Annotated in this window: 16 protein-coding genes; 8 read left to right on the forward strand and 8 right to left on the reverse strand. The window is 60.0% G+C overall.

Annotated elements, in window-relative coordinates; all coding sequences use genetic code 11:
• Positions 1 to 43: 43 nt before the first annotated feature.
• The 3 genes from H8F21_RS25010 to H8F21_RS25020 form a co-directional block, all read right to left on the reverse strand.
• The gene (locus tag H8F21_RS25010) at positions 44 to 934 is read right to left on the reverse strand and encodes a transporter (RefSeq protein ID WP_203585553.1); all 891 of its coding nucleotides are present in this window, start codon (positions 932 to 934) and stop codon (positions 44 to 46) included.
• Positions 935 to 1,000: 66 nt separating this feature from the next.
• A complete protein-coding gene (locus tag H8F21_RS25015; RefSeq protein ID WP_203585554.1) occupies positions 1,001 to 2,125 on the reverse strand; it encodes an NAD(P)-dependent alcohol dehydrogenase in 1,125 nt (374 codons plus the stop codon).
• An 18-nt stretch (positions 2,126 to 2,143) separates the two neighbouring features.
• A complete protein-coding gene (locus H8F21_RS25020) occupies positions 2,144 to 3,613 on the reverse strand; it encodes a benzaldehyde dehydrogenase (RefSeq protein WP_203482532.1) in 1,470 nt (489 codons plus the stop codon).
• Positions 3,614 to 3,753: 140 nt separating this feature from the next.
• On the opposite strand from H8F21_RS25020, the gene H8F21_RS25025 reads away from it, so the two are divergent.
• Together H8F21_RS25025 and H8F21_RS25030 are read left to right on the forward strand one after the other, a co-directional pair.
• On the forward strand, positions 3,754 to 4,650 hold the full coding sequence (locus H8F21_RS25025; protein ID WP_203482531.1) for a phytanoyl-CoA dioxygenase family protein: 897 nt from the start codon (positions 3,754 to 3,756) through the stop codon (positions 4,648 to 4,650).
• 111 nt (positions 4,651 to 4,761) lie between these two features.
• Positions 4,762 to 5,184, forward strand: a complete 423-nt coding sequence (locus H8F21_RS25030) for a PA0061/PA0062 family lipoprotein (protein WP_203482530.1) — start codon at positions 4,762 to 4,764, stop codon at positions 5,182 to 5,184.
• Positions 5,185 to 5,210: 26 nt separating this feature from the next.
• Here H8F21_RS25030 and H8F21_RS25035 read toward each other — a convergent pair whose 3' ends face one another.
• Positions 5,211 to 7,442 carry an LTA synthase family protein gene (locus H8F21_RS25035; protein WP_211202161.1) on the reverse strand — a complete coding sequence of 744 codons (2,232 nt, stop codon included), beginning with the start codon at positions 7,440 to 7,442 and terminating at the stop codon, positions 5,211 to 5,213.
• 282 nt (positions 7,443 to 7,724) lie between these two features.
• Between H8F21_RS25035 and H8F21_RS25040 the strand changes: the two genes are divergently transcribed.
• The 3 genes from H8F21_RS25040 (at position 7,725) to H8F21_RS25050 (ending at position 12,524) form a co-directional block, all read left to right on the forward strand.
• Positions 7,725 to 9,155 (forward strand): hypothetical protein, encoded by a 1,431-nt coding sequence (locus H8F21_RS25040; protein ID WP_203585555.1) that lies wholly within the window; start codon positions 7,725 to 7,727, stop codon positions 9,153 to 9,155.
• Between the two features lie 3 nt (positions 9,156 to 9,158).
• Positions 9,159 to 10,616: an acyl-CoA reductase gene (locus H8F21_RS25045; RefSeq protein ID WP_203482527.1), complete on the forward strand. Its 1,458-nt coding sequence runs from the start codon at positions 9,159 to 9,161 to the stop codon at positions 10,614 to 10,616.
• A gap of 120 nt (positions 10,617 to 10,736) precedes the next feature.
• Positions 10,737 to 12,524: a thiamine pyrophosphate-requiring protein gene (locus H8F21_RS25050; RefSeq protein WP_203585556.1), complete on the forward strand. Its 1,788-nt coding sequence runs from the start codon at positions 10,737 to 10,739 to the stop codon at positions 12,522 to 12,524.
• Between the two features lie 18 nt (positions 12,525 to 12,542).
• Here the strand turns inward: H8F21_RS25050 and H8F21_RS25055 are convergent, their stop codons facing one another.
• The 4 genes from H8F21_RS25055 to H8F21_RS25070 form a co-directional block, all read right to left on the reverse strand.
• On the reverse strand, positions 12,543 to 13,439 hold the full coding sequence (locus H8F21_RS25055; protein ID WP_203482525.1) for an alpha/beta hydrolase: 897 nt from the start codon (positions 13,437 to 13,439) through the stop codon (positions 12,543 to 12,545).
• Between the two features lie 65 nt (positions 13,440 to 13,504).
• Positions 13,505 to 15,736, reverse strand: coding sequence for a TonB-dependent siderophore receptor (locus H8F21_RS25060; RefSeq protein ID WP_203585557.1), 2,232 nt, complete (start codon positions 15,734 to 15,736; stop codon positions 13,505 to 13,507).
• Between the two features lie 74 nt (positions 15,737 to 15,810).
• Positions 15,811 to 17,157: a HAMP domain-containing sensor histidine kinase gene (locus tag H8F21_RS25065; RefSeq protein WP_203482524.1), complete on the reverse strand. Its 1,347-nt coding sequence runs from the start codon at positions 17,155 to 17,157 to the stop codon at positions 15,811 to 15,813.
• On the reverse strand, positions 17,157 to 17,849 hold the full coding sequence (locus H8F21_RS25070; RefSeq protein WP_203482523.1) for a response regulator transcription factor: 693 nt from the start codon (positions 17,847 to 17,849) through the stop codon (positions 17,157 to 17,159). The genes H8F21_RS25065 and H8F21_RS25070 overlap by 1 nt, the downstream gene beginning before the upstream one ends.
• 190 nt (positions 17,850 to 18,039) lie before the next feature.
• On the opposite strand from H8F21_RS25070, the gene H8F21_RS25075 reads away from it, so the two are divergent.
• The 3 genes from H8F21_RS25075 to H8F21_RS25085 all read left to right on the forward strand — a co-directional run bounded on the left by H8F21_RS25075 (position 18,040) and on the right by H8F21_RS25085 (position 21,924).
• The gene (locus H8F21_RS25075) at positions 18,040 to 18,561 is read left to right on the forward strand and encodes an RNA polymerase sigma factor (RefSeq protein ID WP_203585558.1); all 522 of its coding nucleotides are present in this window, start codon (positions 18,040 to 18,042) and stop codon (positions 18,559 to 18,561) included.
• The gene (locus H8F21_RS25080; protein ID WP_203585559.1) at positions 18,558 to 19,400 is read left to right on the forward strand and encodes a FecR family protein; all 843 of its coding nucleotides are present in this window, start codon (positions 18,558 to 18,560) and stop codon (positions 19,398 to 19,400) included. The genes H8F21_RS25075 and H8F21_RS25080 overlap by 4 nt, the downstream gene beginning before the upstream one ends.
• 76 nt (positions 19,401 to 19,476) lie before the next feature.
• On the forward strand, positions 19,477 to 21,924 hold the full coding sequence (locus tag H8F21_RS25085; protein ID WP_203585560.1) for a TonB-dependent receptor: 2,448 nt from the start codon (positions 19,477 to 19,479) through the stop codon (positions 21,922 to 21,924).
• Positions 21,925 to 21,972 lie beyond the last annotated feature (48 nt).

Here is a 21,972-nt window from a genome sequence, read left to right on the forward strand (position 1 = left end):
ACGGTGCCCCGCGGCAGGCAACTCGTCAAGGTTACCTGGAGGTTCAAAACAGCAGCAATGCCCTGAGGTTGACGCCGGTATCCTCGCGAAAGCCTCCTACCACGCGGGTGTCATGGGTGAACTGAGTGCTGAGTTGCACGCTGTTGCCGAGCATTTGCTGGAACTCCAGACGCACTTGCTGCACCTCGGTCTTCTGCCCGGTGTAGTCGCCCGAGAGGTGCTGCTTGCCACCGTCTGTAGCGGAGAAGCCCAATGCCAGGCGCTGAGCGGGGTTAACGTCATAGCGCAGGTTGGTTTGAAGCTGATAGGTGGTGTCCTGGCGCAGCGTTTGCCTGCCACTGCCAGCATCGTCGTTAGGTCCATGGAACACGGCATCGGCATACCACTCCATTGACCAGCGTCCCCACAACGGCTCTACCCAGCCCAACTGCAGATCAGCTTTCCAGCGATTTTCGCCCAGGTTGATCCCTTCATCCCGATCGTATTGTCCCCATGGCAGGTAAATCAGTGGCGTGATGCCGAAGTAGCGGCCACTGCTGCCTGCCTCGGGCTGGTTCACCAACCAGAAAGTGGCGCCGATAATCGGGTCGGCCATACCACTGTTACTGCCCAGGGATTGTCCGCTGACCTTGACGTTGTAGACATGCCCGAACGGCAACAGGATCTGCGGATCGACAGTGATACCGCCAATCTCGGTGAAGTGGATCAAACGTAGGATGCTGATGTTCGAGCGCAGGCTGGTGGCGTGCTTGGCGTCGGGTGCTCCGTCGCCATTGAAGCGATCTGCACGACCGAATTGTTGGTACCAGGCGGCAACATTGGTGCCAGCCGGCAGCGCCGTGTAGTCGCCGGCATTCACATCCACGGCGAGCACCTTGCCCGAAATCAGCGCGCACGCCATCAAGCCCCACGCGAAGCTGGAGATCTTTGTCACGATAGGATGTCCTTGTTTCTTGTTGTTTTAGGAGCAGGGGCAGCGCAGCGCGGCCCCTTTTCAGGATTACTTCTGGATACGGATGATCGGCTTGAGGGTCAGGCCTTTTTCGCTGTCCTCTGCCGCCTGGTTGATCTGATCGAAGTCATAGAATTTCACCAGTTTGTCGAAGGCAAAGCGGCCTTGCAGGTACAGATTCACCAGTTCAGGGATGAATTTCTTCGGCACACTGTCGCCCTCGACGATGCCGCGAATGACCTTGCCACCCAACAGCAAGTCATTGACATCAAACTCTGCCGTGGTGCCCAGCGGTGGCGCACCCACCACGCCTAAGGCGCCGCGACTACCCAGCGCCTCCACTGCCTGACGTAATACTTGCGGGCGACCGGTGGATTCCAGGGCAAATTGCACGCCCCCTCCGGTGATGTCACGGATGACCGCTACAGGGTCGCTCTCGCGGCTGTTAATCACGTGGGTAGCGCCAAGCTCGAGCGCAAGTTGCAGACGCGAAGGCACCACATCGACGGCGATGATCGTCGAGGCACCGGCGACCTGAGCGGCAAGTACCGCCGAAAGGCCCACAGCCCCACCACCAAAGGCTGCAAAGGCGCTGCCCGGGGTCACTTTCAGCGAGTTGATCACCGCACCGGCGCCGGTCTGGATGCCGCAGCCGAGCGGGCCCAGCAACTCGATGGGAGCTTCTTTGGAGACGCGAACGGTGTTGTTTTCGCGCCCCAATGCGTAGGTGGCAAACGAGGACTGGGCGAAGAAGTGGTCGTGAAGTGCAACGCCGTGTTCATCCTGCAGGGCATGGCTTCCATCCGGCCCCGCGCCGCTGAAGTTGCGCCCGAAAAAATCCTTGCAGTAGGCGGCCTGGCCCGAGTCGCAAGCCAGGCAATGGCCACAGTAGCCGTAGGTCATGACCACGTGGTCGCCGACTTCTAGATTCTGCACCAGCGGCCCGATGGCTTCGATTACGCCCGAACCCTCGTGACCGAGTACGGCGGGCAGGGGCACAGGATAGTATTGATCGCGCACGATGATGTCGGTGTGGCACATACCGGTGGCAACGATGCGCACCAGTACTTCATCCGCTTGAGGGGCACGAATGCGCGCCTGCTCCAGCACGAAAGGTGCACCCTTGTCACGGGTAACGGCAGCTTGTACAGGGCGTAAGGTCAGCGTTGTCATTGTTATTGTTCTCCAGGATTAAAGCGGGTAAGCAGGCGCTTCGCCTTTGAGGGTCAGCCACTGCCATTGGGTGAACTCTTCCCAGTTGGCGGCACCACCAATGCTGGCACCGTTGCCGGAGGCGCCAACGCCACCAAACGGGTTGATGACTTCATCGTTGACGGTCTGGTCGTTGATATGCAGCAGACCGGTACGCAACTGCTCGCCCAGTCGCAGGGCCCGGCCGGTGTCGCGGGACAAGATGGCGGCGCTCAGGCCGTACTCAGTGTCGTTGGCGAGCGCTACGGCTTCTTCGTCGCTGTCGAACGGTACGACTACCGCGACCGGGCCGAAAATCTCTTCATTGAAGGCAGGATTGTCGCGTTTCACTCCACTGAGCACGGTTGCCTGGAAAAACAGGCCATCGGCCGATCCGCCCGTTTCCAAGGTCGCCCCCGCAGCGCGAGCCGCCTCAACAATGCGCAGTGCATTGTCACGCTGGGCGGTATTGATCAGTGGGCCAAGATGGACTTGGGCGGTGCTGGGGTCGCCCACGGTCAAGCTGCGAGCCTTGGCCACCAGACGCTGGAGGAAAGCATCGTAGATACCGCGCTGAACCAGTACCCGACCTGTCGACATGCATATCTGTCCCTGGTGCAGGTAGACACCCCAGGTGGCATTGGCGATGGCCAGGTCCAGGTCGGCGTCGTCCAGAATGATAAGCGAGTTTTTGCCACCCAGTTCCAGGGAGACCTTTTTCAGATGACGCCCGGCCGCTTCGCCGACCTTGCGCCCAGCCGCAGTAGAACCCGTGAACTGAATCATCGCGACACTGGGCGAGGAGGTCAGCGCAGCGCCTGCCTCCGCGCCACCGGGGAGAACATGCAGTACTCCGGCAGGCAGGCCGGCCAGTTCAAAGATACGGGCAATGATGTGGCCGCCGCATACCGCCGTGCGTGGATCGGGCTTGAGGACCACAGCGTTACCGGTCGCCAGTGCCGGCGCCACTGCGCGCATGGCCAGGTAGAGCGGGAAGTTGAACGGGGAAATGACCCCGATCACACCCAATGGCCGACGTCGAGCGATACTTAGGCGACCCGCAGTGGACGGCAGCACCTCGCCCTGGCTGCGTGAGGGAAGGGCGCAGGCTTCATGCAGTGATTTAACGCTGATGGCGGCTTCAAAGCTTGCCTTAGGTTGCGTGGACCCACTTTCCTCGACAATCCAGCCAGCAATCTCATGCTGATACTGCTCGGCAAGCGCTGCTGCCTTGCGCATTACCTTGGCGCGCTCATCATAGGGCAGGGCATACCAGTCGCGCTGGGCACGTGCTGCCTGGCTGGCGCTGCGCTCCACTTGCGCGGCGCCAGCGTTGGCCAACAGCCCCAACTGGCGTCCATTGCCGGGAGACGTCACCGCAGTATCAGCACATTCACCTGCCTCCCAGCGACCGGTGAACAGGCGTTTGTTCCAAACCTCATTGGGCAGTAAAGTTTCCACCTCATGCATCCTGTCGTTTGTTGATGTCGAGATAGCGATTGCAGGGGGCATGCCAATGCTGGCCGGGCCGTAAAACCGGAGTTTTGCCAGGGGGACTGTGCAGATAGTGGACATTTACCGCGCGGGGCACTGTTCAGATTCTGAACAGTGTGCACGGCACCGTTAATGACGGGGGCGAGGCCAAGAGCGCCAATTGTTCTCTGGCTGTTGTTGATGATCGTGGTGTTTTTTTTCTACACGTTACTGACCAGAGGGAGTTTGGTTTGAGCACAAGGACAATGTCATTTAACCTGAATGGCTATGCAGTTGTTCCGGAACTGGTGACTGAAGGCGATTTGGCCTTGGCCCGTTCACTTGTCGGTAGACTGACCGAACGCTACCGTCAGGGAGACGTGGCGGCGTTGTCGGCCGGTGTGAGCATCAGCGATGCCGGACGACGAAATCCACAGCGCAATCCCGGTGTCGATCCTGAACAGTGGACGCAAGAGCCTTTTATAATAGGTGACCTGCTGGCCCTGGAACCTTGCTTTGCATGGTTGTTTTCACGGGAATCCATTTGGAACTGCGTTGCCAAACTATTGGACTGCATGCCATCCGAGTTGTTGTTTCACTTCAGCAACCTCACGCGCAAACCCGGTATGGCCGGCCCGGCGATAGGTTGGCATCGCGACGCGCAAAACAACTATTTCGCCAGTGAGGATGGGCGTACTGTGCGCGTGCTGATTGCGCTTGAACACATGTCTACTGAAAACGGTGGTACGGCAGTAGTGCCACGTTCGCACATGGACGCACTGGCAGGTATCGAAGACGCACTGTGCCCTGAGGTTTCACCCGGTAGTTGCCTGGTGCTGCACAGTGCCACGCTGCATGGGGGAACACCCAATCGAAGTGGGCGGGAGCGAGATGTGATCGTTATGCAGTTTGGCTTGCGTAGCTCGTCACTTCGTTGTCAGGCAAGCGAATGTATGGCGCTGTCGAGTCGTGATGAGCTTTTGGTTTTTGCCTCCAACCTGCCTGATAATCAACGATGTGCTGCAGAGAACTAACTGCTTTGTCGTTGTCACCCGAAAAGCAAGGGTGTTCAATAGCAGGACCACAGGCCAGCCATCACCCCGCATCGGGCGTCTCTTCAATCGATGCAGTCTGGAGCAGAGATCATGAACAGGTTGATGATCGTGCTTGCAGCCAGCCTAGTTGCGGGTTGCCAGGCGCCGATGCCGGTGGCCAACCCGGAAAAAGCCTGGGTCAGTTTCTCCACACCGTTCCCCAATGACCGCCTGCTGTTGGCTGAGCGCTTGGACAAACAACGCTTGAGCGATGGGCGCTTCTTTGAGGTTGCGCCCGGCAGCCATGAGTTGATCGTCCGGTTTGATTACGAAGTTTCCGGAGGCGGGGGCTCGGGGATGATGGACGGCCCGTCCGTGCGGGTGTGCTACCTGACCATCAACTACGGGCATTTCGAAGCAGGCCAGCGATATGTGCTCGAGGCCCGCTCCATGGCGCTCACCCCCGAAGCGCGGCTGTACAGTGCCAAGCGTGAGATCGTTGCACAAATGAGCGACTTCTATTGCCTGATGTAAGCAACCTCAGCGACGGCATGGCGCTATCAACCGGATTGAACAACGCTTTCACTCGGCTCGACCTGCAGCGCTTCGCCTTCTTCGGAGGGCTCAGTAATTACGCTGAAGTCACTGACCTCGACTGCGCCAAGGCCGTAGCCCAGCAGGTGGAAGGAAAAGGCCTTGCGTGCCTGTGGATTGCCAAACTGGAATTCCATGTTCAACGGCTGGTCTGCAGTTACCAGCATTTCTCCCGGTAGCCCCAGTTGCACGTCCTGTTCGAGCTCTTTGGCCTTGAGCAGAATGTGCGCGTTGTATTGCGGGTCCACCGAGCGGATCGTCAGGCGCACCCGTGTGAGGGAGCCTTTAGGCATCTCCAGGTACTGGGCGCCGATAAGGTTGTCTGCCCAATCATCTTTGATTTGCGCCTGCAACGGGATAATTGCCGGGCTGCCAAACTGGTAATGCTGGTTCAACGGCGTTCTGAGCAGCGATTGATCCAGCGCCGTCGCCCTGGCACTGACTTCACGGGCGCGCCTGCCGCGATACTGGCCGATCAGGTTTGCGCGCTCGGCGATGAAGCCTGCGCTGGCGAAGTTCCGGCAGCGCTGCTGGAAGTCGCATTCGGTGAAGGTGCCGCGGCCATCGTGGTAGCGCAACATGCCGTTGGTGTACGACATGATCTCGCGGGGTGTTTGATAGTCACGGAACAGGGAACGTCCACTGAGCACAGGAGGTACCGACAGGGCAAAATAGTCCAGTACCGACGCCGCCAGGTCGACGTGGCCATAGACGCCGGATTTTATCCGCGGCAGCTGTTCCTGCTCTGGCGCCAATGTCAGGTTGAACCCCCAGGAAGAGGCCAGGCGCACGCCGTCTATGCCGTGGGACTCGTCCGAGGTAATCACCACCAGGGTGTCCTTGAACACACCCTTGGCTTGCAGCGCACTGAGGAACTGCCCGAGGGCATCGTCCAGATAGGCAACCGCCGCTTGTTTGGGCGTGTCATAGCGCTGCAGATATTCTTCCGGCGCCGAGTAGGGTTGGTGGGTGCCAACGGTCAGCAAGGTCAACATCCACGGCTTTTTTTGCTTCTTCAGCTGGCCGACGTAGCCAAGCGCACCTTCGAAAAACGCCTTGTCGTCCTTGCCCCAGGGAAATTCCAGGTAGTTGCTGTTGGTGAACCAGTCCAGGCCGTGGGTGGCATCGAAGCCGATGTGCGGCATGATTTTGTCTTTGGCCATGAAACGCAGGCCGGCACCTTGGAGGAAGTGAGTGGAGAAGCCGTTATTGCGCAACTGGGCAGGCAGGCATGCCTGATTGCGTTCGCTTTGCACCAATAGCTCGATGCCCTTGGGCGTGCCATTGTCCAGCTTGTCGTAATCACCGCACAGCATCGCGTACAGGCCACGAATGGTCTGATGGCTGTGCAACACATAGTCGGGTGTATTCATGCCGCGCTCTGCCCAGCGGCTGAGGTTGGGCATGAGGTTTTCTTGGTAGCTGCTGTTCAAGGCTTCGCGGTTGGTCTTGATGTAGGCGCCGGGTATGCCCTCCAGTGCGATGATCAACACGTTGCGCGCGCGGCCGGGCGCGGCGAGCAGTTTTTGTCCGTCGAGATCCAGTTGGGTGAGTCCTGCCATTGGCGGGGTGATTTCGGACTGGTCATCTTCCAGCCATTCCTCCGCCCGCATCTGCACCTCACCAACACCCGCCATCACCAGTTGATGCGGCAGGTTGTACAGGCGCCATTGGTCAGCGTCGGTAGAGTAGAGGTGCTGGGCGCCCCAATGCGCTAACAGCAACACCAGCGGCGCAGCCCACAAGCTTCGTGGCAAGGGCTTGGCGCGGCTGGAACGACTCATCCGGTAAGTCAGCAACCAGATCATCAAGCCACACAGCAAGCTTGCGCCAAGCCACGGATGGGCAAAACCACCACCAGTGGAGTTGCCGACGAATTGCGGGTCGATCAGGTAATGCAGGTCTGAGGCGTTCGGAAGCCTGCCAACTGCGCTGACCAGCTCGGCCGTTGCCACGGTCAGGAAGGACCAGGCCAGCAACAGTGGGAGTGCCAGCCACAAAGGTCGACGATACACGAGCATGACGAGCAGGCTGGCGATGCCGACGTCGGAAAGGTAGCCCAATGGGTTCGACCAGCCAAAAGCGGCACGCTGGCACAGTGGCACGATCAATACCAGACCGACCAGCGCCGCGAGGTGTGCGTAAGGTTGCCGAAGCACGTGGCGGATGATGCTCACAAAAAAAGGCCTTCCATTCATTAAATATTCATATCCGTATGCTGGATGGTATCAGGCGTGGCGAAGTCTGGCTGGGAGATTGACGGATTGCATGTTTACGCAAGGTGTCCAGGCGTGGTGCGGAGGTGGAACGCGGAATCAGCCTTTTCAGGCGTCAGCCTGGTTTTCAAAGATCATTTATATCAAGGAGTTACCGTTTGGGCGGGGCCTGCTCAATCCGGAAATGATTTTGCCTTTCCTGGCCCTAGACTGGCTTTGCCAAGAAGGTTGCCCGATCCGGGCAGAGCCAGGAGCCTCCAATCAATGACAAGAACAACCGAAGAGAAGGTCGAGCTGCTACTGACTGACCCCGTGGCGCTGGCTGAGCATTCCTGCGAAACGTGGAATCAGCTGCCACGCGAAGTAATCGAGTCGCTGCAACTGGCTGCGATCCAGCGTCGTTTCAGGCAAATGCGCGACAGCATTGCGGTACTGACGAAGCTTGCCAATGCCGAGGGTATTGAACAGATCGAGCACATCGACGACGTGGTGCCCTTGCTGTTCGAGCACACCGTGTACAAGTCCTATCCGCCATCATTGCTTGAGAAGAACAACTTCGCGGCGATCAACAAGTGGTTGTGCAAGCTGGTCACCACCGAGACCGCCCAGGCCATCCAGGCTGCCGATGTAAGCGCCTGCGCAGGCCTGGATGACTGGTTTGAAGCCATGGACCGGGCGGTACCGCAGCTTTGCGTCAGCCATACCTCGGGGACCTCCGGGACGTTGTCGTTCTTGCCCCTGAGCAACCGTGAATTCGAAAAGGCCGTACAAATCCGCAGGCTCTACGCCTGGCGCATGAAAGGTCCGCAAGCGACGCAACCGGACATGCACTGCGTGTACCCGTACTACCGCAAGGGTTACCTCAGTCACATGCGTGGTAACTCGGCAATCATGAAGGCGGTACTGCCGAGCCTGGACAACTTTCACCCGGCTTATCCCGCAACACTCTCCAGCGATGTGCTGCATTTGGGGGCTAAAGTACGCGCGGCACATGCCAAAGGCACCCTCGATCGCGTGGTAATCAGTCCCGAACTGATGGCGAAAAAGAACGACTTCGACCAGTTGCAAGCTGACATGCCCCAGCACTTGGCTAACTTCTTCGACGACATGAGCACCAGGCTCAGGGGCCACGTCGTCTACATCGGTGGTACCTGGAATCTTCTCCACAACATGGCCAAGGCCGGCCTTGAGCGGGGGCTGGAAGGGGTATTTCACGCCGATTCGTTCATTGCCACCACCGGCGGCGCCAAGGGCGTGGTGCAGCCTGAGGGCTGGCGCGAGGACGTGCTGCGTTTCACCGGTGCGAGCAAAATCTTCGAAACCTACGCCATGTCGGAAACCCCGAGCGGCTCGCATGCGCTCTGCGAACACGGCCATTACCACTTCTCGCACACGACAATTCCCTTCGTCCTCGATCCCGAAACGGGCAAGTCCTTGCCACGTAGCGGGCGCCAGACTGGCCGTGCGGCATTCTTCGACCTGGGCGCGGATCTGCGTTGGGGCGGTTTCGTCACCGGCGATGAAATCACCGTTGAGTGGGACGAACCGTGCCCTTGCGGCCGCCCCAGCCGTTATGTAGTAGCGCCTATCCAGCGTTACAGCGACAAAAACGGTGGTGACGACAAGATCACCTGCGCCGCCTCCGAACAATCCCATCGTGAGGCGATGGACTTCCTTAATACGCTGGAGCTTTGAACCATGGCCCATCCCATTGCACCGATGATTATCCGCGGCGAAGTGATCACCGACCACTTGATCGAGGTCGGCGGTCGTGGCGGCGACCTGACCTTCCTCACGCCTGATGCGAACAAATACATCGACCGCCTGCCGCTGGGTAACCCGACCAAGCTGGCGGACCTGTACCGCCTGAGCTTCGACGACATACTCGACTACGCAGTTGCACTCGGTGAGCGTCTGGCGTTCGACAACAACGCCTATCTGCAGGAAGCGTGCGAACTGTCATTCTTGACCGCACCGACGACCCCGACCATCGTCAAGGCGTCCTATATGGGCCTGCAGAATCTTCTGCGCCGCGATGTGATCACTGAAATGGTCGAGAGCGCGGTAGGCGTTGAATACCTTGAAGGTTGGGTAAAACGGCAGTTGCTCGATGGTACCGAGCTTGAGGTGCGCTGTTTTGGCGCGCGGACCCTGCATATCGTTGCCGGTAATGCGGTTGCGCTGTCGTTGTGGACCATCATCCGCAATATGGTCCTGCGCAGCGACGCCATCATCAAGGCACCGTCAAACGATCCGTTCACTGCTGCTGCCATCGCCCGCACCATGGTCGACATGGCCCCGGACCACCCCTTGACCCGGCACCTGAGCGTGGCCTACTGGAAGGGGGGCGACCAGGCGTTCGAACAACGGTTGTACCAGCCGCAGAACCTGGAAAAAATCGTTGCCTGGGGTGGTTTTGCTGCCATGAAGCATGTCACCCAGTACATCCAGCCAGGTCTTGAACTGATCTCCCTAGACCCCAAGCGCAGTACCAGCATCATTGGTCAGGGGGCGTTCGACAGCGAGGCGAACATGCGTGAAGCGGCGGTACGCCTGGCTTCGGACATCGGCGCTATTAACCAGAAGGGGTGTGTTTGTGCGCGCACGATCTACGTGCAGTCGGGCACCGACGAGCAGGGGCTGGAACGCCTGAATACCTTTGGCCGTTATGTGTATGACGCCATGTTGGCACTGCCCAATAGCATCAGTACCACGCCCAAACACTACGACCGCAACCTCAAGGCTCATGTCGATGCCCTGCGCCTGGATGACGAGTGGTACAAGGTCATAGGCGGCCAGGCGGGTGAGGGCGCGATCATCTGTTCGCAGTTGCCCGAGCCGGTGCCGTTTTCCACGTTGCTCGACGATCGTACCGCCAACCTGGTGCCGGTCGATGAACTGAGCGAGGTGATGGACGCAGTGGATGCCTACACCCAGACCGTCGGCATCTATCCGGAAAGCATCAAGGATCAGCTCAAGGATGTGCTGCCGCTGCATGGCGCCCAGCGCATCGTTTCGCTAGGTTACGCAGCGGCGATGAAGTTCGCCGCTCCGCAGGATTCGATAGAGCCGCTGCGACGCATGGGCAAATGGATCTCCAACCAGATCGCCTCGCCCCAGACCAGCCCTGCGCCGTGGTTGCGGCCGTCGATCTGAGAGCACACGCGGCGCAATCTCTGCGAACTTCAGCGCCTGCCGGAATGTCCAGACCTTTACACGTCTCGGCAGGCTGCCCTGTCGAGCAGGCTTTGTTCAGCGCCATGAGGTGAGGTCGAGATGACGATGACGGTAGGCGATTTTCTGGTTGAACGACTCAGCCAATGGGGGGTAACACGGATTTTTGGTTATCCGGGAGATGGTATCAACGGGGTGTTTGGCGCGCTGAGCAGGGCCCAGGGCAAGATTGAGTTCATTCAGGCCCGGCATGAAGAGATGGCTGCGTTCATGGCCTCGGCGCACGCCAAGTTTACCGGCGAGCTGGGCGTGTGTATCGCCACCTCCGGGCCGGGCGCCTCGCACCTGATCACCGGGCTGTATGATGCGCGGCTGGACCATATGCCGGTCCTGGCGATTGTCGGCCAGCAGGCACGTACTGCATTGGGCAGCCATTATCAGCAGGAGCTGGACCTGGTTTCGATGTTCAAGGATGTCGCCGGGGCGTTCGTGCAACAGGCGTCGGCACCGTCCCAGGTCCGCCATCTGCTCGATCGTGCGGTACGTACTGCGGTGGGTGAGCGGCGTGTCACCGCGCTCATTCTGCCAAACGACCTGCAGGACATGGACTATGAGGCGCCGGCCAGAGCGCATGGCACGGCGCATTCTGGTGTCGGCTATTCGAAGCCGAAAATCCTGCCTTATGACGCGGACCTGCAGCGCGCGGCCGATGCCTTGAACGCTGGCGAGAAGGTCGCGATTCTGGTGGGTGCCGGGGCCTTGCAAGCGACAGACGAGGTTATCGCCGTGGCCCAGAAGCTCGGCGCGGGGGTGGCCAAGGCCCTGTTGGGCAAGGCCGCTCTACCTGATGACTTGCCTTGGGTTACGGGGAGCATTGGTTTGCTGGGTACCGAGCCCAGCTACAAGCTCATGGTCGAATGCGACACGTTGCTGATGATCGGGTCCGGGTTTCCGTACGCCGAATTTTTGCCTAAGGAAGGCCAGGCGCGTGGGGTGCAGATCGATTTACAGCCCGACATGCTCAGCTTGCGCTATCCGATGGAAGTCAATCTGCAAGGTGATGCCGGCGAAACACTTTTGGCATTGCTGCCATTGCTTACGCAGAAAACCTCGCGCAAGTGGCAGAAGAAAGTTGAAGGCTGGCGCAGCAGCTGGGAAAAGACCCTGGAAAAGCGAGCAATGGCCAAAGCCAAGCCAATTAACCCGCAACGCGTCGTTTTCGAGCTTTCGCCGCGTCTGCCTGAGCAGGCGATCATCACCAGTGATTCCGGTTCATGTGCCAATTGGTTCGCCCGTGACCTGAAAATTCGCCGTGGTATGCAGTGTTCGCTATCCGGCGGCCTGGCCTCCATGGGCGCTGCGGTGCCCTATGCGATTGCGGCCAAGTTCGCCTTCCCGCAACGGCCGGTGATTGCCCTGGTCGGTGATGGGGCGATGCAGATGAACAATATGGCCGAGCTGATTACCGTCGCCAAATACTGGCGGCAATGGCAAAGCCCCAAGTGGATCTGCGCAGTCTTTAACAACGAAGACCTCAATCAGGTTACTTGGGAGCAACGGGCAATGGAGGGTGATCCAAAATTCGAAGCGTCGCAGAACATTCCGGATGTTCCCTATCACCTGTTCGCTATATCCATTGGCCTCAAAGGCATTTTTGTCGATCGGGAAGAGGATGTGGCGGGCGCCTGGGAACAGGCCTTGGCCTCGGAGGTTCCGGTATTGATCGAATTTAAGACCGACCCCAACGTACCACCGTTGCCACCGCACATAAGCCTTGATCAAGCGAAGAAATTCGCCACAACCTTGCTCAAGGGTGACCCGGACCAGTCCGGGATGCTGCTGCAAACGGCCAAGCAGGTGCTGGGGGCGGTTCTGCCGCATAAAAAATGAGGGCCATTAGTACAAGCCTCACATTTTCGACATGCCCTCGATCACCCATTTCAGCGAAGCCGGCAGCATTGGCCCGTGGCCCAACCCTTCAAAGCGCTTGAAGGTCACCTGCAGCCTTGGCACGTTTGCCAAATCTGCACTCAGCTCGCGGGCAGGGCGCTCGGTATCACCTGTGGTGGGGCCTCGCGGCTGCGAAGGTTCTTCGCTGCCGCGCATCAGTAGCAGTTGCGCGTGGTTGTCACCCAAGCGCTTGGGCAAGCCCGCGACTTCATTCAGGATTACGCCATCATGCCACCACAGCGAGGGGCTGGCGGCTGCGTATCGGCTGAACTCGGTAGGGCGGGTGAACAGCGCGTGAAGCACCGCCAACCCTCCGTAGGAATGGCCCCAAAGGGTTTGTCGGCGCTTGTCGATAGGCGCGACGTTGGCGACCATCGGGCGCATGCGCGTGTCGAGCAGGTCGAAGAATTCATCAACGCCGCCGCTGGGCTGGCCCGTTAGCGGGTCACGTTGTGAGCGCTGGCCGGGCAACTGTGGGGTGTAGTCGTAGGTGCGTGAACTGCGCTCGATACGTTGGTCGGTCTGATAGCCCACGGCAACCAGCAACGGTGCCTGGCCTTCGGCGAGCTTGTGCAGTTGCGCCTCGTTCAGCGCGCCGATGGCAGCATTGCCATCGAGCATCCACAGCACCGGGTAACCGGCAGCAGGTGCCGGGCGGTCAGGCCGACCCACCCAGAGCTGGTAATGGCGCTTGCCATCGACGGAGTCGAGGGTGAGGGTGGTGAAAAAATACGCCAGATCCTGCTGCTGCAGGAGGCGGGTGTCCATCTTCTGCTCCCGCAGCGGCTGCGCCAGGGCGACGCCGGGCGCTGCAAGAATCAGCGCCAGTGCCACGGTCAGGGTGGTCTTGTTCATCAGGCGGTCTCGATATTGCTTGCGGGCAAAAAGGCCGCTGGATCTAACCCAGCGGCTGGCGGCCGTCAAAACGACGCGGTCAGGCTAGTGTAGAAGGTACGGCCAGGTTCGTTATAGGTAGCGGCCCCCGCACCTTCGATTCCCGCCACACCCTGGGCGTTACCGGCGCGGTACAGGCGTTTGTCGAGCAGGTTGTCCAAGCCGGTGGTCAGGCTGAGGTTCTTGCTGATGGCGTACGTACCGCTGATGCCAACCAGCGCGTAGGGCGAGAGTTGGTCGTTGGCGCTGCCGGTGACGCGATCACCGTGGTAGTCGTATTTTTTCGGTGTCTGCTTGCCGTACCAGGCCACGCTAAGTTGCAGCGAAAGGTCGTCATTGGCCTGCCAGTCGAGCATCGAGTTCAGGGTGTAGTCCGGGGTGACCGAAAGGGTCTCGCCAGTGGACTTGTTCTTCGACTGCAGCATGTAGGTCAGGTTGTTGCTCCAGGTAAGCTGCTCGCTCAGTGGAATGGTCAGGTTGCCTTCCAGTCCCTCGACCAGTGCCTTGGGAATGTTCTCCCACTGATAGATCGCCGCGTTGGCGTAACTGCCGCTGCCACCTGAGGCAGTGCCGATCGGGCTCTGGCCAGAGTCGATCTTGTTCTTGTAGTCGTTGCGAAAGTAAGTGAGTCCGGCGACCCAACCGTTGTGCTTGAACTCGATGCCCAGCTCTTTGTTGACGCTGGTTTCGGCATCGAGGTTTTCATTGCCTTGCAAGTAGCAACTGGTGCTCTGGCCATAACAGCCCTGGCCACGACTGTAGAGCAAGTAGTCGGGGTTGAGTTGATACAGGTTCGGGGCCTTGTAGGCACGTGCGATACCGGCCTTGAGGGTGAGGGTGTTGGTCAGCGCGTGCGAGAGGTTGAGCGAAGGGCTCCAGTTGTCGCCGACGATGCTGTGATGATCGAAGCGCAGGGCAGGGGTGAGCATGGTGCCGGGCATCAGCTCGATGTTGTCTTCGACGAACAACGAAACGATTTGCGCCTGCGAGGTGGTGTCGCGGCCCGCGCTGCTCAGGCCGCCAACCGCGCCGCCTTCACTGGTGGATTGGGTATTGGCACTGGGGTCATCGAGTTGTTGCTGGCTCCACTCGGCGCCGAGGGTCAGTGTCTGGTCGCGCCAGGCGTTGAGCGGCAGGTTCAGCTCGCCGTGGGCGGTAATGTCACGCAGGGTCGAGGTGTAGAAGTCGGTGCTGCTGAAGATACCCTCGGTGCCACCGGCCAGGCCTTCGTTGATCCGCGAGTTGCGGGTTTTTTCATACTGCAGATACGCCATGGAGCTGCCGAAATCCCAGTCGCCGTTATGGGTGAGGGCGTAACTCTCGCGGTACATGCGATTGGTTTCCTTGCCCAACATGCTTTTCACGTTGGCATTGGAATTGGTGTTCTGGGTGTCGCCGGTATAGATGTTGCCCTGGCGGCTGAACCCCGCCTCAAATGCCAAGCTCTGCTCCGGGCTCAGGCGCCAGGTAAGTTGGCCATTGAGGTCTTTGTTGCGCACGCCTTCACGGCCGGCCGGCAGGGTGCCGGCCTGTTTGCCGGTACGCAGCGACTCGTGACCCTGGTTGATATCCCAGTCATCTGCATCGGTCTTGGCCACGTTGCCATACAGCCGATAGCTGAGGTTCTCGGTAAGGGGGCCATTGAGGCCGAAACTCACACGTTTGCTCGCGCCTTCATCGCCGTGCTGGGGAAAATTCTGGTACACGGTGGCGTTGCCGTGGGTCTGGGTCGAGGCCTGTTTGGTGATGATGTTGACCACCCCACCCATCGCCCCGGAACCGTAGCGCGCGGCAGCGGGTCCACGAATCACTTCGATGCGTTCGACCTGGTCGGCGGGTACCCAGTTGGTGTCGCCGCGCGAGTCGCGCTCGCCCCGCCAGCCGTAGCGCACCGAACTGCGGCTGCTGACCGGCTTGCCATCGACCAGGATCAAGGTGTTTTCCGGGCCCATGCCGCGGATGTCGATCTGGCGGTTGTTGCCGCGCTGGCCACTGGTCGAGTTGCCGGTCAGGTTGACCCCGGGCATGGTGCGGATAATCTGCGACAGGTCATTGGCCGGTGGGCGCTTCTTGATGTCTTCTGCGGTAATGATCGAGACGCCGGGGGCCTGTTTGTTCTCTTCCAGTGCGGTCGCCACCACGGTCTGGCTTTCCAGTTCTATGGGTTCAGGCTCGGTGATGGCAGCTTGCACGGCATTGGCTAACAGGCAACTGGTCAACAGCAGGAACGGGGCGAGGGACAGCGGACGGGACGACATCATCGATCTCCGGAACATCGAGCGGAAGTAAGAGATCGCAGATGATAAGCACTCTTAATTGAGAGTAAAGCGCATTAACTTTCTAAACACTTGGCGCTTGCCGGCAACAGGATATGCAGGCAGAGGCCCGGTTGGGCGTTACTGGCCCACAGCCGACCGCCTTGCAGTTCGATGGCGCGACGGGCAATCGCCAGGCCCAGACCAAAGCCTGCGCCGCTGCCGGGCAGGCGCTGGTAGGGGCTGAAGATGTGCTCCAGCTGCGCCTGCGGCACGCCGGGCCCATGGTCGCGCAGGCGCAGGTGCCAGTGATCGCCCTCGCGCCAGCCATCAAGGCTGATCTCGCCTTGAGGGGGCGAGTGGCGGATGGCATTGCGCAGAAGGTTTTCCATGGCTTGGGCCAGGCTGTCCAGATGCGCTTGCACCTCGCAGTCGGTACCGAGGGAGCTGGGCAGGCGCGCGTGCGACCAGCCGCTTTCGAAACAGGCGTCCTCGCACAGGGCTTCCCAAACCGAGAGTACCAGCACCGGTTCGGTCGGCAATTGTGGGTGTTCAGTGTCCATCCAGGCGAGGTCGAGGGTGTCGACCAGCAGCTTCTGCATGTCGTCTACTTCACGCCCCAGGCGTTCGCGCAGTTGCTCGGGCGCCAGATTGCTGTCGTGAGCGATGCGCAGGCGTGCCAGTGGTGTGCGCAATTCGTGGGACAAGGTACGTAACAGCAGGCGCTGTTGCTCCAGGCTCTGGCGCAGACGGGCGGCCATGTGCTCGAAGGCCTGGGCCAGCTCACCCAACTCGTCGCGCCGCTCTTGCAGCGGCAGGCCGGGGCTTTGCAGGTCATCGGCGCGCAAGGCGTCGGCGCGGTCACGCAAGCGATTCAACGGCACTACCAACTGTCGGTACAGCGCCAAACCCAGAAGCAAGGCGAGCAGGGTGGGTGCCACGCCGTGGGTGATGATGTGCGTCCATGGGGTCAGGCCGGTAGGCAGCATGTGTTCGGGTAACTGAATAACCAGGCGACCGTTTTCGGGGTGTGCGGGAAACTCGATGCTGACGTAGGGCAACTCATCCTGCAGGCGTCGACTCATTGGCCAGTCGAGCTTGCGCATGAAGGTAAGACGGCCAGCCTCATTGGCGCTCAAGGGCGTAGTGCCGAGGCTCTCCAGCCGCGGTCCCACCAGCGCCACCCAGGTGTGTTCAGCGTTCTGCAGGTGTTGGCGATAGGCTTGGGCGCCGCCCGCGCCATCTTTTTCCCAGGCGGCTTCGGCTTGCTGCGCGTAGCGCGCGAGGTACTGCTGGTCCTCGGGGCTGAGGAAGTAGGTGCTGCGCTCTACCGACAAACCCCAGGTCCAGATCAACCAGGTGAGCAGCAGGCAGAAACCGACTTGCAGCAGGGCCAGTTTCCACAGCAGAGGATGCCGACGCATTAGCTCGCTTCCGTTTCCACCAAAACGTAGCCCTGGCTGCGTACTGCCTGGATCTGCAGGTGTTGCGCGCCAATCTGCGCGAGTTTGCGCCGCAAGTTGCACACATGCACGTCGAGGCCGCGATCCAGGCGAGTGAAGGCGCGGTGTAGCACTGTCTGATAAAGGAAGGCCTTGCTCAGGGCCTCGCCGGGATGCGCACGCAAGGTCGCGAACAAGCGATATTCGGAGCCGGTCAGGCCGGCGCTGCGACCTTGGTGCATAACATCCTGAGCGTACTGATCGAGGGTCAATTCACCATCGCTCGGGGCCTCGGCGTGGCGGCGGTCGAGGGCGACTCGGCGCAACAATGCATCGACGCGAGCATCGAGCTCGGCAAGGCTAAAGGGTTTGGGCAGATAGTCGTCGGCGCCACGAGTGAAGCCACTGATTCGGTCCTGCTCGGCACCCAGCGCCGACATTAACATCACCGGTACTACCTGATGGCGGCGCAATTCGTCCAGCAGGCTGAGGCCGTCGACACCAGGCATCATGATGTCCAACAGCAGCAAATCAAAACCACCCTGGTGCAGCACATCCAGGGCCTGGGTGCCGTTCTCGCACGCGGTGACGGTAAAGCCTCGATCTTGGAAATGCCGCTCCAGGTCGTGGCGCAGGCGCGGATCGTCTTCGGCGAGAAGCAGCTTGGGGGACACGGAACAGTCCTTGATGAGAATTGATTACAAATACGAATACTCTCACTGACGGTGGGGTGATGGCAATGTCGACGTACAAGTCATTCTGAACACACGCCAGCAGATTTGCTTTAAATGTAAAGTATTCGCATTTATACTGCGCGGCCGCGCCTACCTCCATGGCATCCGTATTTTCTTCGCGCAGGTCATCGTGCAAGCCGAACCGCCCAAACTCACTCTCCTGGCCACCTTGGTTCGGCATTACGACGATCTGGTGGATCACGTTCGCCGCCGTTTCGGCGCCCGGGTCTTTGCCCGCGAGGTGGTGCATGACGTGTGTGTGCAGTTGCTCGAAACGGATGAAAAACAAGGTGTGCGTATGCCCTTGGCGTTGCTGCGCAAAATCGCCCATGACACGGCCATTAGTCGCTATCGCAGTGATCGTCGACGTGAGGCCTGGGTGGTGGCGGTGCCAGCGCTGCCGGAAGTGGCCAGTACTGCCCCGAGCCAGCAGCGCCACCTTGAAAGCGTTAGGGCGTTGGAACAGTTGAGCGCAGCAATCGCCGCGCTACCGCCGCGTTGTCAGATGGTGTTTGTGATGCACAAGGTGTACGAACTGCCTCAGGCTGAAGTTGCCAAGCGTATGGGCATTTCCCTGAAAACCGTGGAGAAGCACCTGCGCCTAGGCATGAGCGCTTGCCGCGAGCATCTGGGCACCGAGGTATTGTCATGACCCATACCCCGCGCAATGCCAAGGATTTCAGCCAGGAAGACGAGGCTATTGCCCGTTTTCGGGAGGACCTCAAGGCACGTTTTCCGCTGCCCGCACCCACGCCGCCGAAGAACAGGCGCACCAACGCAAAAGTGGCAAGCCTGTTGCTATTGGCAATCGCTGCGGGGGTAGCGTGGGTCGATCCGGCCTATCAGCGCCAGCAGGTCGTCAGCCCGCTCGGTCAGCGTCAAGCACTGCAACTGGCCGATGGCAGTACCGTGTTGCTGGACAGCGACAGTCAAATGATGGTCAGTTGGCACCTGCGCAGTCGTCAGGTGGTGTTGGAGAAAGGCCAAGCGCTGTTTGAGGTTTCGCCGAGGGTGTACCGCCCGTTCCTGATCGATGCCGGGTCGGCAACGGTGCGTGTAGTGGGTACCCGCTTCAACGTCAAACGAAACGAACAGGATGTGCACGTCACGGTGCTCGAAGGCAAGGTAGCCGTACGCGGCAACGCCTCTGATACCGTGGCGCTGCTCGAGCCCGGCCAGCAATTGCGCGTTCGCAAGGGTATTGCCGGGCAACCGCTGCAGGTTAACGCCGATGATGTCAGCGCCTGGAAAGACAGCCGCCTGGTGTTTGAAAGCACTCCTCTGGCCGAGGTCATCGCCACGCTCCAGCGCTATCACCGTCAGCCCATCACGCTCTTGGACCAGCGCCTTGCCCGGTTACCGGTTTCCGGTGTGTTTGACAGCGATCATGTCGAGCGCCTGCTGGCGCTGTTGCCCGCCATCTTGCCGGTGAGTGTTTCCACCGCAACCGAGGGTGCGGTGCTGATCAAATACGCCGACACGAAAAAATAATCGTCGACCGGGGTAGGGGTGTGCAGCGCTTGCGGCGGCTATCTCCATGCAAACCTAATCCGTGGAGAATAAAAACGTGAGTCAGCCCCTCCTGCGCGCGCCTGTGCGCCTGTCTTTGCTGGCCAGCAGCTTGCTGCTCAGTCAATGGTCGTTGGCGCAGTCGGCACCGGTCGATTTTGATATTCCAGCCGCAGCGCTGGAGAAATCCCTGAATGCCGTGGCCCGGCAGTCCTCGGCACAGATCCTGTTCGCCAGCGACATCACCGCTGGCAAGCAAGCGCCTGCACTGCATGGCCGCTACACCTTGCAGGAAGCGCTTGAACATTTGTTGGGCAAGAGCGGGTTGACCGCGCAGGCGCGTGACGAGCACACCTTTCTGGTGGTGCCGGGCACGCCTGCACAGACACGCCAGTCTTCCACTACCGAAGCCGCTGCGGTAGAGCTGGCGAGCCTGGAAATCAGCTCCTCGCGACTCAACAGTGACCTGGTGCCTCAAGCCCGGCAGGTCAATGTCATCGAGCGCGAACAGCTTGAGCAACTGCGCCAAGGTTCCGATGGCCTGGCGACCTTGCTGGCCAAAAGTATTCCCGGCATGTCCGACTCCAGCCGCACTATCACCGATTACGGCCAGACCCTGCGCGGGCGCACTATGCTGGTGCTGGTCGATGGCGTACCGCTGAACACCAACCGCGACTCTTCACGTAACCTTGCAAACATCGACCCGGCCCTGATCGAGCGCATCGAAGTGATCCGTGGCAGCAGCGCTATCTATGGTGCGGGGGCCACCGGCGGGATCATCTCTATCACCACCCGCCCAGCCGGAGGTGAGCCGCGTGCGCAGACAACGCTCAGTGCCGTATCGCCCCTGAGCCAACTGGACAGTGACGGCCTTGGCGGACAGTTGCAGCATCACCTGTCAGGCTCACAGGGCCAGGTCGATTATGCCCTGGACTTCGGCGCCCGGCACATTGGCGCATCCTATGACGCCAAGGGGCAGCGCATTGCACCGGAGCCGAGTCAGGGTGATCTGTTCGATTCCAACACCTACAACATCGGCGGCAAATTGGGTTTGCGCATCGATGATGTACAGCGCATCCAGCTGTCTGCCAGCCACTACAACGCCGACCAGAACACGGACTACACCTCCGATCCATCCGTGGCCCGCTTGCCTGCAGGCACGGTGCCGGCGCGGCCGTTGTCCGGCTTGTCGCTGGACGAGCAGAACCAGATCAAGAACACCTTGTTGAACCTTGAATACGCCCACACCGATATTCTCGGCGGTTCGCTCAATGCCCAGCTGTACTACCGCGACTACTTCACCCGTTTCACGCCTTTCGACGCACGGGCCGTGGCTACCCGTGGGCGCAATGTCGATCAAGTGATGCAGAACAGCGAGGTGTTCGGCAGCCGCGTGACCTTGCGCACACCGCTGGGTGAGCAGGGCAATACCGAGTTGTTGTGGGGCGCTGACTTCAACCAGGAACGCAGCGACATGCCCATCGACATCTTTGATCCGCAGGCGTACGACGCCAGTGGTGGCCGGGTGTTCGACAAGATCGGCAAGCTCACCTACATGCCCGACCTGACCACCCGCAGTCTCGGTGGCTTCGCCCAACTGCAGCATAAGTTCAACGATCAATGGTCGATGGAAGGCGGCGTACGTTACGAATACGCTACCGCCCAATACGATGATTTCATTCCCCTGTCGGAGTCGACAGCAACTCAACCGGCCACGGTCCAGGGCGGCGAGATTCACTACGATTCGGTGCTGTCCAACTTCAGCGTGACCTACTCACCGGTGGTCGGGCAGGAAGTCTATGCAGCGTTCAGCCAAGGCTTCCAACTGCCCGATATTGGTGTGCAACTGCGTAACGCTCGGCGCGGGTTCGACATCGACGCCTCGAACCTGGAACCGGTCAAAACCAACAACTACGAATTGGGCTGGCGTGGCGCCGTCGGCGAGCAGACGCTGGCATCGCTGGCGGTGTTCTACACCACCTCCAAGCTTGGAGACGTACAAAGCTTCAACAACGGCCTGATCCTCACACGTACCAAAGAGCGCATCTACGGCGTGGAAGGTAGCGCCGACTGGCTGACTAGCGACGAGCGCTGGGGCGCAGGCGGCTCCTTCACCTGGATGAAGGGCAGGGAGCAGCCGGACGGTGGTGACTGGCAGGACATGACCGGCTACCGCATCCCGCCGCTCAAGCTGACCGCCTACCTGCAGTTCAAACCGAACGAGGACTGGAGCAACCGTGTGCAGGCCACCTACTTCGACGGTGAAGACTACCGCTTGAACGGCGTCGCCAGCTTCGGTCGCCGCCAGGTCGACAGCTACACCACCGTGGACTTGATCAGCCAGTACCAACTGAGCGCAGACGATCAACTCAGCGTTGGTTTGCAGAACCTGTTCAATCGAGATTACTACCCGCTCTACAGCCAACTGATGCGTAGCAGCAATAACACCAGTCACTTGCCTGCACCGGGGACGGTGCTGACCGCGAGTTATACGCATCAGTGGTAGGTTGTCGCGCTAGACCGCGGGCGTGATTCGGTGAAAACAGCACTGGAG

The organism is Pseudomonas arcuscaelestis, assembly GCF_016881005.1.
In the GTDB taxonomy this organism is placed as follows: Bacteria; Pseudomonadota; Gammaproteobacteria; order Pseudomonadales; family Pseudomonadaceae; genus Aquipseudomonas; species Aquipseudomonas arcuscaelestis.